This window comes from Streptomyces sp. NPDC045899 (assembly GCF_056431485.1).
Window position 1 is genome coordinate 1 of the sequence record NZ_JBWKKP010000039.1, and the last position, 14,366, is coordinate 14,366.

Consider the following 14,366-nt stretch of genomic DNA (forward strand, 5'->3'; position numbering starts at 1 on the left):
CACCTTCCTACACAACTACAACCATCACCGATGCCACACCGCACTCGGCGGCCAGCCACCCATCAGCCGCGTGAACAACCCTCCGGGTCAATACAGCTAGGCCGTGTCCGGTGGATCAGCTCGGGGGCCCGAGGTGATCCACCGGACACGGCCTGGGCGGCGGCACCCGCCGGTCAGGCGTCGCGCCGGTGGGTCAGGACCATGGCGCAGGCCAGGGCGAGGAGCGTGGCCACGGCGAAGTAGCCGAGCCCCGGAACCGGCGCCAGATCGGTCGAGGACGGGGTCACCTTGAGGATCTGCTGTCCGGCCTCGGTCGGCCACCACTTGCGGAGGGTCTCGCCGTCCTGGCCGAGCATCTGGAACACCGTGGGCAGGATGAACGTGACGCTGACCGCGGCCGTGATCCCGCCCGCGGAGGCGCGCAGCACCAGGCCCAGGGCCAGTGAGAACACCCCGAGCAGGGCCAGGTAGCAGCCTCCGCCCAGCAGCGCCCGCAGCACCGCCCCGTCCGACAGCGACGGGACCTCGACCCCCGGGTTCAGCGCCAGGGTCCCGGCGGCGAAGGTGGCGAAGACGATGGCGGTGCCCGCCACCAGGGAGACGGTGAAGACCACCAGCGCCTTGGCGGCCAGCAGCCGCATCCGGTCCGGTACCGCCGTGAACGTGCTGCGGATCGATCCGGTGCCGTACTCGGACGTGGCGGTGAGCACCCCGAAGAGGCACACCGCCACCTGTCCGAGCAAGAGGCCGATGAGGATGTTGCCCATCACGTTCGCGGTGTCGTCACCCGCGAGCGTCTTGTCGCCACCGAGCACGCCGATGCCGATGGTGATACAGGCGGCGGCCGCCAGTGTCCACCACGTGGAACGGATCGACCGGGCCTTGATCCATTCGAAGGCGACCGCGTCGGCGAACCGCGGTGACGGTCCGCCGACGCCACGGGGTGGGGTGGGGGAGTCCGCGAGGGGCTCCGGCCTGGCGTACTGCGTCCGTACCGTGCTCATGCGGCACCTCCGATGTGCTCGGCCGTCCGGCGCTGTCCCACCCGGTACTCGACGGCGTCCGCGGTGAGTTCCATGAAGGCCTCCTGGAGCGACACCCGCTGGGGTGCCAGTTCGTGCAGCCACAGGCCGTTCTGTCCGGCCAGCTCCCCGATCCGCCGGGCGTCGAGCCCCTTCACGATCAGCGGCGGGTCCTCCGCCCGGTCCTGCTCACCGGTGCGGTCGCGGTCCACGAGGGCGTCGACCGTGGCCCCTTCGCCGCGCAGCACGGGGACCAGGCGCGCCGTGTGCGGTGACCGCACCACCACTCCGTTGTGCGAACTGCGCGCCAGGAAGTCGGCCATCGAGCTGTCGGCCGCCAGCCGGCCGCGTCCGATGACGATGAGGTGGTCGGCGGTGTCCTGCATCTCGCTCATCAGATGGGAGGAGACCAGGACGGTACGGCCTTCGGCGGCCATCCCGCGCATGAACTCGCGTACCCACTGGATGCCTTCCGGGTCCAGGCCGTTGACCGGTTCGTCGAGGATGATGACTTCGGGATCCCCGAGCAGCGCGGCCGCGATGCCCAGCCGCTGGCCCATGCCGAGCGAGAAGCCACCGACGCGCCGCCGCGCGGTGGCGGTCAGGCCGACCTGTTCCAACACCTCGTCAACTCGCCGTTTGGGCAGGCGGTTGGAGGCGGCGAGCCCCCGGAGGTGTTCACGGGCGGTGCGTCCGCTGTGCACGGCCTTGGCCTCCAGCAGGGCACCGGCGGTGCACAGCGGCCGGGCGAGCTCCCGGTAGGGGCGGCCGCATACCGTCGCCGTACCGGAGGTCGGCTGGTCCAGGCCGACGATCATCCGCAACGTGGTGGATTTTCCGGCCCCGTTGGGCCCGAGGAAGCCGGTGACGAGTCCGGGCCGGACCGTGAAACTCAGGTCGTCCACGGCGACCTTGTCGCCGTAGCGCTTGGACAGTCCTCTTGCTTCGATCATGCGGGTTCCTTTCGCGGCGCCCCTCTGGGGACGAGAAACACGCTAAGTCGCCCTGCATCGGGGCCGCGTCAGCCGGAAGCGCCGCTCTCCGTACGCCGCGGGTATCAACGCCGCTGTCCGCCGTGCGACCTGAGAGGTAGCGAGGGAGGTGTCCGTGGGCGGCCGTGCCCCGGGGAGGTGGCGGGGAGGGGGAGTAGGAATTACTCACCGGGCCCCGCGGGAGGGAGGGATAGCGTCGCAGTGGAGCGCAAAGGTGAACTATACCCTGTTTTGAGGAGATATGCCGTGGTCGCAGACCAAGAACCTTCCGCCGGGGCGGGCGAGGCGACCGAGGGGAACGAGGCGACCGGGGTGCCCTCCCGCCGTACCGCCTTGACCGGGCTGGCCGTGACCGCACTGGCCGCCTCCGCCGCCACCGCGGGTCCCGCCCGGGCGCAGTCCGCGCCCTCCGCCAGCGGAAGGGGGCACGGCAGGCACGGCTGGATCGAGGAGTCGTTCTTCTGCGAAACCCCGAAGGACGTCATCGTGAACACCCACGGCGGACTCACGCCGGCGGCGCCCTTCCCGCCCGGTGTCGCCCCGTTCACCGACGCCCGGCTCAAGCGGACACTGGCTTTCGGTGGGCTGCTGCGGGACGCGGAGGGCACCGTCGTGGGGTACGGCACGGAGTTGGAGACCCTGCTGCCCGAAAGCACCCCCGAGTCGGGCATCATGCGCTCCCGCAGTGCCTGGCTGCTGCATCTCCCGGGCCGCGGGACGATCTTCTATGACGAGGTCGAGGACAAGACCGACGTCGCCGCCACCATCTTCCAGCCCGCCCTGGAGTCCGGGAAGCCCTGGGTGGGCGACCGGACCGTCGTGTCCACCGTCGGTCCGGGCAGGGACGGGCGCGGTGTCATCAGTGGCGGCACCGAGGAGTTCGAGGGCATCCGGGGCACTGGTGTCGAACGCGGGCGGGTGCGTCGTTTCGACCCCGTCGCCCTGGTGATGGAGGCGACCTTCGAGCTGCGCTTCCGCTACCGGCTGCCCCGCTAGGTCCTGTCCTGCCGGTCCGCGCCGTACGCGGGGTCCGGAGGTCGCGGCCGCCCCGCCAAGGGATCCGTGTGATGACCGGGGTCGGGCATTATGGGGCAAAAGGGTGCCCGGGCGTGGTGATGAGTCCCGTCACAGAATGCCGCCCCAGGGGGGCGTTTGAAGGATCATCGTGCTGGCAGGGGTAGCATATGAGCACCGCCTAGCTCGAAAGATGCACTGTGACTGTCAACGAGGACTCGTTCACAAACTGGAAGAACCGCGAGGAGATCGCGGAGTCGATGATCCCGATCATCGGGAAGCTGCACCGGGAGCGGGACGTGACCGTCCTGCTCCACAGCCGCTCCCTGGTGAACAAGTCGGTGGTCAGCATCCTCAAGACCCACCGGTTCGCCCGGCAGATCGCGGGTGTCGAACTCTCGGTCACCGACACCCTTCCTTTCCTCCAGGCTCTGACCACACTCGATCTCGGCCCGTCCCAGATCGACCTCGGTCTGCTCGCCGAGAGCTACCGCGCCGATGACCGCGGTCTGTCGGTGGAGGAGTTCACCGCCGAGGCCGTATCGGGTGCCACCGGGGACAACAAGATCGAGCGCCGTGAGCCGCGCGATGTCGTCCTCTACGGTTTCGGCCGTATCGGCCGCCTCGTGGCCCGGCTGCTCATCGAGAAGGCCGGGTCCGGCAACGGTCTGCGGCTGCGCGCCATCGTCGTCCGCCGGGGTGGTGACCAGGACATCGTCAAGCGCGCCTCGCTGCTGCGCCGTGACTCCATCCACGGCCAGTTCCAGGGCACGATCACCGTTGACGAGGCGAACAGCACGATCGTCGCCAACGGCAACGAGATCAAGGTGATCTACGCGAGCGACCCGTCCGAGGTCGACTACACGGCGTACGGCATCAAGGACGCCATCCTCATCGACAACACGGGCAAGTGGCGGGACCGTGAAGGCCTGTCGAAGCACCTGCGCCCCGGGGTCGAGAAGGTCGTGCTGACCGCGCCGGGCAAGGGCGACGTCCCCAACATCGTGCACGGTGTCAACCACGACACGATCAAGCCGGATGAGCAGATCCTGTCCTGCGCGTCCTGCACCACCAACGCGATCGTCCCGCCGCTGAAGGCGATGGCGGACGAGTACGGTGTGCTCCGCGGCCACGTGGAGACCGTCCACTCGTTCACCAACGACCAGAACCTGCTGGACAACTACCACAAGGCCGACCGTCGCGGCCGGTCCGCGCCGCTCAACATGGTCATCACCGAGACCGGTGCCGCCTCGGCCGTGGCCAAGGCGCTGCCGGACCTCAAGGCGCCGATCACCGGCAGCTCCATCCGGGTCCCGGTGCCGGACGTGTCCATCGCCATCCTCAGCCTGCGGCTCGGTCGCGAGACCACCCGCGAGGAGGTCGTCGACTATCTCCGCGATGTGTCGCTCACCTCGCCGCTGAAGCGCCAGATCGACTTCACCAGCGCGCCCGACGCGGTCTCCAACGACTTCATCGGCTCTCGCCATGCCTCGATCGTCGACGCCGGTGCCACCAAGGTCGACGGTGACAACGCGATCCTCTACCTCTGGTACGACAACGAGTTCGGCTACTCGTGCCAGGTCATCCGCGTGGTCCAGCACGTCTCCGGGGTGGAGTACCCGACGTACCCGGCTCCGGTGGGCTGACCCCACCCGGGCTCCCACAGCGCGAATGGCGGGGGAGCGGCCGGACCCGATACGGGTCGGCCGCTCCCCCGCCGCCGTGCGTCCCCCGCCGTTCGTCGCTCCGGCGCGCGGTGTCAGCGGACCTCGGTGGCGATCCGCGCGCCGAACCCGATGAGCACCACACCGGTCACCCGGTCCAGCAGCCGGCGGACGCGCGGCCGCTGGAACACCCCACGGGCCCGGGACACCAGACAGGCGTAACCGCCCAGCCAGCTCAGGGTCAGGGCCGCGTGCAACGCGACCAGCAGGGCCATCCCGGTCGCCGTGGGCAGTCCGTCGGGAGCCAGTGTGGGCAGCAGCCCGGTGTAGAACACGGCGATCTTCGGGTTGAGGATGTTCGTGGTCAGCCCGGTCGTGAACGCGCGCTTCGAGCCACCGCTCACCGGCCGGCCCGACTCCGGCCGCGCCGCGCGCCGGCTCTGCCACAGCGCCTGAGCACCGAGGTAGGCCAGGTACACCGCGCCCAGGATCTTCACGACGAAGTACGCCTCGGCCGAGGCCGCGAGGACCGCCGCGAGTCCGGCGACGGTGCACACGCCCCACACCAGCAGCCCGGTCGTGATCCCGGCGGCGGTGCGCAGGGCCTCCGCCCTCCCGGAGGCGATCGCGCGTTTGGTGACCACGGCCATGTCCGGCCCCGGTACCACGGTCAACAGGGCGAGCACTCCGGCCGCCGTCGCTGTCTGCGTCCACATAAGGGCCAGTCTGAGGGCGATCGATCACCTCACCGGTGTGAAAGTGATCACGACCCGTCGCGGGGCACGGCGTTCATGCGGGACCGCTCATGCCGCCATCAGCCGTGCCGTGGCCACCGGCAGGGTGGCGCGGACCCAGTGGCCGTTGTCGTGCCGACGGGTCTCCACCCGGCTGGCGAGGGTCTCCACCAGGGCGATTCCACGGCCGTGTTCATCGGGGTCGGAGACGGGGGCGATATGCGGGCGCCTGGGTCGGGGCAGCAGTCCGTGGTCGGACACCACGAGCCGGAGGGCGTCCGGGGTCAGGGTCAGCCGGACGGTCATCCGGCTGCGTCCGTGCCGGGCCGCGTTGGCGGCCAGCTCCCCGACGACGAGCACGGCCGAATCGCATGCGTCGGACGGCACCTTCCAGTGGATGAGGACGTTCTCGGCGAAGTGGCGGGCACAGCCGACCAGCGCCGGTTCGGCGGGCAGGGTGAGCAGGGCGTCGCGTCCGGAGACCGGGGTGGGCGCCAGCGGCGGGGGCTCCGCCGGTCGGGGGCCGACCGGCGAGGCGAGCAGGGTGGCGGTGACACACATGGTGCGGATCGCTTCCGGGCGAAGGGTGGCGGCGTGGTGCTGCCTTTGGCTCCGGTCTACGCCTGACCCAGCGGTATTACAAGAGATTCCGGCAAGAAATCTCATAAATTAAGCTAAAAGATCTCTATTTATGTGATACATCAACGATGCGCTTCCAGTGTGGCCGCTGCACCGGGCCCCTGTACCGGTTCCCCGTGGTCAGTCCGTGGCAAGCCGTGACCAGGTCGGTCCGAGCGCCTCCAACGCCTCCAGGTACACCTGGTACGCCTCCTCCAGCACGGCCACCCGTCCCTCCTCCGGTTCATGCCGTCGGCCGACCCTCACCCGGGCGCGGGGATCGCCCGGGCCGTCCAGCAGCCCGACCGCCGTGGCGGCGAGCAGGGCGGCACCACGCGCCGCGCTCTCCGCCACATCCGTGACCTCGACCGGCCGGGCCAGCGCGTCGGCGAACATCTGGCTCCAGAGCTCACTGCGCGCGGCGCCACCGGTGAGCCGTACGGGTCCGCTGACGGGCAGCGTCGAGCACAGGGCGTCGACGTGCCAGCGATGGTTGAGCACCACGCCCTCCAGCAGTGCCCGCAGCACATGGCCGCGGGTGTGCCAGCCGCGCATCCCGAGGAAGGTGCCCGAGGTGGGCCGACCGAGCGGGGAGCCGTAGAGGAAGGGGTGGAAGACCATCTCCGACGGTCCCCCGAGATGGGCCGCCACCTCCCGTGCGATCACGTCGTGCACGGTCTCCCCGGCCTCCGCGGTGACGCCCATGACCTGGAGAAACCATTCGAGGTTGGCCACCGACGACGGGGAGGTGGACATGATCATCCAGTGTTCCGGCCGCACGGAACCCCGGACCTGCCAGCGCGGATCCAGCACCACCCGATCGCTGAGCACTTGATTGACGCTGAACGTCCCCGCCACCACGCACAGTTCACCCGGATCCAGCCGTCCCACCCCGAGCGCGGCCGCGTCCACGTCATGCGCACCGGTGACCACCGGGGTTCCGGCGGTGAGTCCGGTGGCCGCGGCGGCCTCGGGGGTGACCGCCCCGGCCAGGGCGTCGGACGCCAGTACCGGCGGCAGTTTCCCGGCCAGCTCACCGACGCCGTACAGCTCCAGAAGCTCCGCCGAGTAGGCCCGGGTGCGGACATCGGTGAACGAGGCGCTGGCGTCCGTGGGATCCGTCGCGGGGGTGCCGGTCAGCCGCAGCCTCAGCCAGTCCTTGCAGAACAGCAGCCACCGGCTGCGCCGCAGGGTGTCGGGGTCGTGGCGGGCGATCCAGGGCAGCAGCGCGGCCGGGGAGCCCGGGAAGGGCACCTGACCGGAGAGGTCCAGGGCCCGCGTCCACAGCGGGGTGTCCCGCCACCGGTCCAGCAGCGGTTCGGCGCGGGTGTCCAGCGCCAGGATCGCCGAGCGCACCGGCCGCAGCCGCTCGTCCACGGGGTAGACGCCGTCGCCGTGCCCGGCCAGCCCCACCGCCGCCACGGACCGGGCCGCCCCCTCACCCGCCGCGGCGAGGCACTCCTTGACGGCCCGCCGCGCCGCGTGCCACACCTCGTCCATGTCGCGCTCGACCCGGTGCGGCCGGGGGCTGCTCAGCGGCACCGTCGCGCGGCCGCGCGCCACCTCCCGTCCGGCGGGGTCGAACAGCAGCGCCTTGGTCACGGTCTGCCCGGCGTCGATGCCCAGCAACAGTTCACGCACGGGGTCCTACATCCATTCCAGTTCACGGGCGTTGACCGCGCCCCGGCAGCGCCCGGTGGCCGCCAGCTCGGCGACGGCCCCGGCCACCAGCCGGGCCGAACGTTCATTGGTGATGACCGTGTCGCCGCCGTAGTGGGTGGTGAGCGTGACATTGTCCAGCGTCCGCCACGGGCTGTCGGCGGGCAGGGGTTCCTCGTCGTGCACATCGAGCCCGGCCCCGGCGATCCGGCCGGAGGCCAGCACCGCGTACAGCGCGCCGGTGTCCACCAGACGGCTGCGCGCGGTGTTGAAGAAGTACGCCGTGGGCTTCATCAGCGCGAACTGCTCCGGGCCGATGAACCGCTCGGTCTCCGGGGTCAGCCGGGCCAGCACATGGACCGCGTCGGACTCCCGGAACACCGTGTCCAGATCGGCCGCCCGCTCCGCACCGTGGTGCTCCAGCACCGCGTCCGGCACATACGGGTCGTGGACCAGCAGCCGGACGGCGAAGCCGTGCAGCCGGTCCGCCAGCTCCCGTCCCACATGGCCCATGCCCACCATGCCGACGGTGCTGCCACCGACCTCGTCACCGGGCCCGCCGAAATCCTTGCGCCACCCTCCGGCCTTGACCGAGGCGTCCGCGCGCGCGATGTCGCGCGCCTCGGAGAGCATCAGCCCCAGGGCGAGTTCGGCCACGGCCGAGGCGTTGCGCCCGTGTACCGGTACGACGGCGACGCCCCGCTCGGTGGCGGCGGCCACGTCCACGTTCTCCAGACCGGTCCGGGCGACACACACCGCGCGCAGCTCCGGGGCCGCCCGCAGCACCCGCGCGGACACCGGGGCGAAGTGCACGGCGAGCACCTCGGTGTCCCCGACGGCCTCGACGATCTCACCGGGGACCGGTACCGCGTCCGGCCCCCGCAGTTCCATCTCCTGCTGCGCGGCGTGCTGCTCGGCCTTGGTGCCGGACCAGGCGATATCGCGGACCGGGCCGATACCGTGGACCGGGCCGGTGTCCGGACCGGTGCCCCGGGAGGACACCTCGGCCAGGGCCTCGATATAGCGGGCGGCCGGGATGAAGTGGTCGCCGACGACGAGCACACGCACCGCTGCTCCTCTCTGTTCTGCTCCGCGTTGTGGCAGGTGTCCGGGTGGTCACCGGCTATTTCACCGCGCCCATGGACAGGCCGCGGGCGAGCTGGCGCTGCGCCAGCCACCCCATCAGCAGCACCGGCAGACAGGCCAGGGTGGCGGCCGCGGCCAGCCGGGCCCAGTAGAGCCCTTCGCTGGTGATGAAACCCACGAGGAAGACGGGCATCGTGGCGGACCGTACCGAGGTCAGGTTCAACGCCAGGAAGAACTCGTTCCAGGAGAAGATCACGCAGATCAGGGCGGTGGCGGCGAGACCGGGGGCCACCATGGGCAGCAGCACCCACATCACCTCCTGACGCGTCGTCGCCCCGTCCACCCGTGCCGCCTCCAGCACCTCACGCGGGATCTCCAGGAAGAACGAGCGCAGCATCCACACCGCCACCGGCAGGTTCATCGCCGTGTACAGCACGATCAGCGTGCCGATGCTGTCGAGCGCGCCCAGCCCGCGCGCGGCCAGGTACACCGGGATGATCGCGGCCACCACCGGCAGCATCTTGGTGGAGAGGAAGAAGAACAGCACATCGCGCCACCGGCGCACGGGCCGGATGGACAGCGCGTACGCGGCCGGTGTCGCGAGCAGCAGCACGATGGCGGTGGAAGCCCCGGCGGCCAGCGCGGAGTTGCCCAGGTACGGACCGACACCCTCGGCGAACACCGCCCGGAACTGCTCGAGCGTCGGGGAGAACACCACGGTGGGGGAGGTGGTGTAGGCGTCCGCCTCGGTCTTGAACGCGGTGAGCGCCATCCACAGCACCGGGAAGAAGAACACCGCGGTCACCACCCAGGTGACGGTGGTCCACAGCCACGGACCGAACCGGCGTCGCAGCGGCGGGCGGAGGGCGGTGGGGCTTCTCACCGGTCACCCGCCCGGACGCCGGTGAAGGCCGTGAACAGCAACCGCAGCGCGAGCGCCGCGGCCACCAGTGTCCCGGCGACGGTGACCACCCCCAGTGCCGAGGACTGGCCGACGTCGAAGCCCAGGAACGCCCGCTGGTAGATGTAGTAGGGCAGATTGGTGGTCCGGGTGCCGGGCCCGCCCTGCGTCATCATGTAGATCACGTCGAAGGTGTTGACCAGGTGGATGACACCGAGCAGCACACCCAGTTCGATGTAGCGGCGCAGATGCGGCAGGGTGATCCAGCGGAAGGTGGCCCACGGTCCGGCGCCGTCCACCCGGGCCGCCTCCAGGGTGTCCGCCGGCTGGCTCCGCAGCCCGGCGAGGACGATGAGCATCATGAACGGCGTCCACTGCCACACCAGGACGGTGACCACCGACGCCACGGGGAAACGGCTGGTGAAGTCGGTGCCCTGGACGCCGGCCCAGGACGCCGCGACGTTGACGAGGCCGAAGACCGGGTCGAACATGGCGGTCTTCCACAGCAGTCCCGCGACCGCGGGCATCACCAGGAACGGCGAGATCAGCAGCGTCCGGGCCACGCCCCGGCCGGGGAAACGCCGGTCGAGCAGCAGCGCCAGGGCCGTTCCCAGCGCCATGGCGATGGCGACCGCCAGGACCGTCAGCTCGATCTCGGTGAGCAGCGCCGCGCGGAACACGGTGTCGGTGAACACATTCGCGTAGTTGGCCAGCCCCACCCAGCGCTCCGCACCGGGCCGGAGCAGATTCCGGGACTGGAAGGAGAAGAGCACGGTGAAGACGAAGGGCAGTTGGGTGAGGACGACCAGCCAGAGCAGCGCGGGGGCGAGCGGCCAACGGCGTCGCCACCCGGCCCGCAGTGGCGGTCGCCGGGCCGGAAGCGGCCCGGCGGTCGCCGTCGGACCCGCGGGCGGAAACGCGCCGACTGCCACGGCCGCCCCTAGCGTTCCGGTCGGCGCTGGTCGCGGCCGACGGTCCGGGCGTAGCGCTGGGACTGTGCCAGGGCGGTGTGCACCGACTCCTGTCCGCTGATGGCCGCGTTGATCTGCTGGCTCACCCGGGTGCCCAGGTCCTGGAACTCGGGGATGTCGAGGAACTGCACACCGGTGTAGGGCACCGGTTCCACCGTGGGGCGCTGCTGGTCGGCGTGGCGGATGCCCTGCAACGTGGGGCCCGCGAACGACCGCGCGATCCGCCGGTACCGGGGGAGGGCGTAGGTGGAGTATCTGCTGCCCGGGGGCAGCCGGGACCAGCCGAGCCGGCGTCCCACCAGTTCGATGTACCGGCGGGAGGTGGCCCAGGACATGAACCGCCACGCGGCGTCCTGGTGACGGCTGGCGCGGGGGATACCGAGCGACCAGGAGTACAGCCAGCCCGACCACGCCTTCCGTGCCACCGGCGCCGCGACGTATCCGGTGCGTCCCACCACCTTGCTGTTGGCCGGGTCCTCCAGCACACCGGCCGCCGAGGTGGCGTCGTACCACATGGCCGCCTTGCCCTGGGCGTAGTGGGTGGCGCATTCGGTGAAGCCCGCGTTGGCCGCCCCCGGCTCGCCGTGACGGCGCACCAGGGAGACGTAGAACCGCACGGCCCGCTCCACTTCGGGGGTGGTGAGCTGGGGGTTCCACCGCAGGTCGTACCACCGGCCGCCGAAGGTGTTGATCACGGTGTTCAGCGGGGCGAGCACCTGGCCCCAGCCCGGCGCGCCGCGCAGACAGATCCCCGCCACCCCGTGGCCGGGGTCGTCGAGTGCCTTGGCGAAGGCCGCCACCTGCCGCCAGGTGGGCCGCTGGGGCATGGTCAGCCGCCGGGCCGCGAAGAGGTCCTTGCGGTACATCAGGAACGACGACTCGCCGTAGAAGGGAACCGAGTACAGATGGCCGCGGTAGGACAGCGCGGCGCGGACCGGGGCGATGAAGTCCGACGGCGCGTAGCCGGGGGTGCGTTCGGCCCGCTCCTGGAGGTCGGTCAGCCAGCCGTTCCGCGCCCAGAGGGGTGTCTCATAGTTGCTGATCATGACGACGTCGAACTCCCGGCCACCGGTGGCCACCGACTCGGTGATCTTCTGCCGAGCCTGGTTCTCCGGCAGCGTCACAAAACGCACCCGGATGTCGCGGTGGGCGCGTTCGAAGTACGGGGTCAGCGCCTCCATGTCCTTCATCTGCGGATTGGCCACCACGGCCACCGAGACGGTGGTTCCGTCACCGGCCCCCACCCCGCCGAATCCGCCGCAGCCCGCCGCGGGCAGCGACAGGGCGCAGAGGGCGGCCGCGCCACCGGTCGTCCGCCGCCCGAGCGGTGGTCGCGCCATACCGGATCCCTCTCCGCCGTCGGCGTGCCTGCCGGACCAGCACGGCGTCGTCCACGGTCGGCATGAGCATGATCGCGGGCCTGTCCATCGCGATGCTCTCAGCTTCCCCGAAGATGCGCGCGGCAACGGCCGCCGGAGTGGAGATCACCCTGCTGGACGGCCGCTACCGGAGTGAGCCCGCGGACGCGATCCGGGGCCACCGGGTCCGGGGCGCGAGCCTGGCGGTGGCCGGGGAGCGGTGGTGGACGGGTCAGGGGGACTCCTCGGGAGCGATGCGCTCCACCCGCACCCCCAGCCCGCGGATGGCCGCGATCTCCTCGTCCGCGGTGGCGGTGTCGGTGAGCACCCCGTCATAGACGGCGGCCGTGCCGTAGGCGTAGGTGGCGGTCCGGCCGAACTTGGAGTGGTCGGCCAGCAGCAGCGAGCGGTTCGCGGAGGCCAGCATGGCCTCCTTGATCTCGGCGTACTCGCGCAGCGGGTGGAAGAGACGGCCCTCCAGGATCGCGGTGGCGGAGGTCAGTGCGAGATCGGCGCGGATCCGGGACAGGGCGCCGACCACATCGGGGCCGGTGCAGCAGTTGAACTCGCTGTTGTAGCGCCCGCCCAGCAGCGTGATGTCCACCTCGGGCGCGCCGCCCAGCCGCTGGGCGAGGCCCACCGAGTTGGTGACCACGGTGAGTTGGCCGACCGAGGCCAGCACGTCGGCCAACGGGTAGAGGGTGGTGGAGTCGTCCAGCAGCAGGGTGGTCCCCGGGGTGATCCGGTCGGCCACCGCCGCGCACAGCGCGATCTTCGCGGCCAGCCGGGCGGACTCCCGGAAGCGGGTGGCGGTCTCCATGGTGAGAGCGGGGAAGGCGACGGCGCGGCCGCGTTCCTTGCGCAGCAGATGGCGGGCGGCGAGGTCGTCCAGGTCGCGGTGCATCGTCATCAGGCTGACGTCGAACCGTGAGGCCAGGTCGTCGATGCGGATCTCGCCGCGTTCGACCACATGGCGCAGGACGGCCTGCCGCCGTTCCTCGACGGCGGCCTGCGACAGCCGTGCCCTGGCCGGCATACGGCCTCCTTCCCCTCCGCGCCCGGCGCGGTCCGGCCCGTCCCCGGGCACACCAGCGGCTCGATCCCCGCACGGTCGATCCAGACCGTACCGGTGCGGTGGCCGCCGCCTCCACCTCCCACGGCAGGCGGCCGGTGCGGTCTTCACCGTCGGCGCACCCGCCCCTGGGCAGATTCTTAGGGGAAGACCCGCACTTTGTTAACACATCTTGCGTGACAATTATGGCTGACCTAGCGTTTCCGTGGTCGCGGAGAACACCTCTCCGAGGTCCACCGTCAGGAGCGCACATCATGCGAGCAGTGGTCTTCGACCGGCCCCACCACTTCCGCGTCCTGGATGTGGACGACCCGCGGCCGGGTCCGGAGGAGGTCCGGCTGCGCAGTGTGGCCACCGGGGTCTGCGGCACCGACCGGCATCTGCTGGCGGGCGGGTTCATGGCCCGCTTCCCGCTGATCCCCGGACACGAGATCGTGGCCGAAGTGGAGTCGCTCGGCGAGCGGGTCGAAGGGCTGACGATCGGTGAGCTGGTGGCCGTCGACAACACGGTGCTGTGCGGACACTGTGCGCCCTGCCGCCGTGACCAGCCGCTGTACTGCGAGAACTTCTCCTCGCTCGGGGTCACCGGACCCGGTGGCTTCGCCGATCTGCTGGTGGCCCGGGCCGAGAAGTGCTTCCCTCTCGACGGACTGGACCCGATGACCGCCGTCCTCACCGAACCCCTGGCGTGTGCGCTGCACGGGGCCGATGTGCTGGCGCTGCGCCCCGGATCCGATGTGCTCCTCTTCGGCGCGGGCCCCACCGGGCTGCTGCTCGCCCAGCTCCTCGTCCACGGTGGCGCGGCACGGGTGACCGTCGCCGCGCCCGGACCGCACAAACTCGAGGTCGCCCGGCTGCTCGGGGCCGACGAAACGGTCCGGATCGACCGCACGGACCCCAGGAGGGCGCTGCGGCGGCTGCGCTCGCTGGCGCCGTCCGGGTTCGACGCGGTCATCGAGGCCACCGGCGTCCCCGCCGTCCTGGCGATCTGCCCCGAGGTGACCCGCAGCGGCGGAACCGTGCTGGTCTACGGGATGGCGGGTGCGGACGACACCGTTCCGTTCTCGCCCTATGAGATCTTCTCCCGGGAACTGACCATCAAGGGCTCCTTCGCGCAGACCCACTGTTTCGATCGCGCCCTCCTGGCCCTGCGCACCGGCCGTATCCGCACCGAGGGCGTCATCACCGACCGCTTCCCGCTGGAGCGGTTCGGCGACGCGCTGTCCGCGGTCGCCGGGTCGACCAGCATCAAGGCCGTGGTCATGGGCTGACGGA

At 71.0% G+C, this 14,366-nt stretch carries 13 protein-coding genes; 3 read left to right on the forward strand and 10 right to left on the reverse strand.

Annotation, left to right across the window (positions count from 1 at the left end; all coding sequences use genetic code 11):
- Positions 1–173: 173 nt before the first annotated feature.
- Positions 174–1,004 carry an ABC transporter permease gene (locus AC07FT_RS34590; protein WP_479180069.1) on the reverse strand — a complete coding sequence of 277 codons (831 nt, stop codon included), beginning with the start codon at positions 1,002–1,004 and terminating at the stop codon, positions 174–176.
- Complete coding sequence (locus tag AC07FT_RS34595; protein WP_479180070.1) at positions 1,001–1,975, reverse strand: ABC transporter ATP-binding protein; 975 nt, start codon at positions 1,973–1,975, stop codon at positions 1,001–1,003. Before AC07FT_RS34595 ends, AC07FT_RS34590 begins: the two co-directional genes overlap by 4 nt.
- A 285-nt stretch (positions 1,976–2,260) precedes the next feature.
- On the opposite strand from AC07FT_RS34595, the gene AC07FT_RS34600 reads away from it, so the two are divergent.
- Together AC07FT_RS34600 and AC07FT_RS34605 are read left to right on the forward strand one after the other, a co-directional pair.
- Positions 2,261–3,010: a hypothetical protein gene (locus tag AC07FT_RS34600; RefSeq protein ID WP_479180072.1), complete on the forward strand. Its 750-nt coding sequence runs from the start codon at positions 2,261–2,263 to the stop codon at positions 3,008–3,010.
- Between the two features lie 218 nt (positions 3,011–3,228).
- Positions 3,229–4,674: a glyceraldehyde-3-phosphate dehydrogenase gene (locus tag AC07FT_RS34605; RefSeq protein ID WP_254750961.1), complete on the forward strand. Its 1,446-nt coding sequence runs from the start codon at positions 3,229–3,231 to the stop codon at positions 4,672–4,674.
- Positions 4,675–4,787: 113 nt separating this feature from the next.
- Here AC07FT_RS34605 and AC07FT_RS34610 read toward each other — a convergent pair whose 3' ends face one another.
- From AC07FT_RS34610 to AC07FT_RS34645, 8 genes are all read right to left on the reverse strand, one after another.
- Entirely contained in the window at positions 4,788–5,408 is a 621-nt protein-coding gene (locus AC07FT_RS34610) for a LysE family translocator (RefSeq protein ID WP_479180073.1), read from the reverse strand.
- Between the two features lie 87 nt (positions 5,409–5,495).
- Positions 5,496–5,987: an ATP-binding protein gene (locus AC07FT_RS34615; RefSeq protein WP_479180074.1), complete on the reverse strand. Its 492-nt coding sequence runs from the start codon at positions 5,985–5,987 to the stop codon at positions 5,496–5,498.
- A gap of 198 nt (positions 5,988–6,185) precedes the next feature.
- On the reverse strand, positions 6,186–7,685 hold the full coding sequence (locus AC07FT_RS34620) for an FGGY-family carbohydrate kinase (protein ID WP_479180076.1): 1,500 nt from the start codon (positions 7,683–7,685) through the stop codon (positions 6,186–6,188).
- A gap of 6 nt (positions 7,686–7,691) precedes the next feature.
- The gene (locus AC07FT_RS34625) at positions 7,692–8,771 is read right to left on the reverse strand and encodes an NAD(P)-dependent oxidoreductase (RefSeq protein ID WP_479180077.1); all 1,080 of its coding nucleotides are present in this window, start codon (positions 8,769–8,771) and stop codon (positions 7,692–7,694) included.
- A gap of 55 nt (positions 8,772–8,826) precedes the next feature.
- Positions 8,827–9,642, reverse strand: coding sequence for a carbohydrate ABC transporter permease (locus AC07FT_RS34630; RefSeq protein WP_479180110.1), 816 nt, complete (start codon positions 9,640–9,642; stop codon positions 8,827–8,829).
- Between the two features lie 26 nt (positions 9,643–9,668).
- Positions 9,669–10,622: a carbohydrate ABC transporter permease gene (locus tag AC07FT_RS34635; protein WP_479180079.1), complete on the reverse strand. Its 954-nt coding sequence runs from the start codon at positions 10,620–10,622 to the stop codon at positions 9,669–9,671.
- Positions 10,623–10,630: 8 nt separating this feature from the next.
- Positions 10,631–12,001 (reverse strand): ABC transporter substrate-binding protein, encoded by a 1,371-nt coding sequence (locus AC07FT_RS34640; RefSeq protein ID WP_479180080.1) that lies wholly within the window; start codon positions 11,999–12,001, stop codon positions 10,631–10,633.
- 250 nt (positions 12,002–12,251) lie between these two features.
- Positions 12,252–13,055 carry a DeoR/GlpR family DNA-binding transcription regulator gene (locus tag AC07FT_RS34645; RefSeq protein ID WP_479180082.1) on the reverse strand — a complete coding sequence of 268 codons (804 nt, stop codon included), beginning with the start codon at positions 13,053–13,055 and terminating at the stop codon, positions 12,252–12,254.
- 290 nt (positions 13,056–13,345) lie between these two features.
- On the opposite strand from AC07FT_RS34645, the gene AC07FT_RS34650 reads away from it, so the two are divergent.
- Positions 13,346–14,362: a zinc-dependent alcohol dehydrogenase family protein gene (locus tag AC07FT_RS34650; RefSeq protein ID WP_431775708.1), complete on the forward strand. Its 1,017-nt coding sequence runs from the start codon at positions 13,346–13,348 to the stop codon at positions 14,360–14,362.
- The last annotated feature ends 4 nt before the right edge of the window (positions 14,363–14,366 follow it).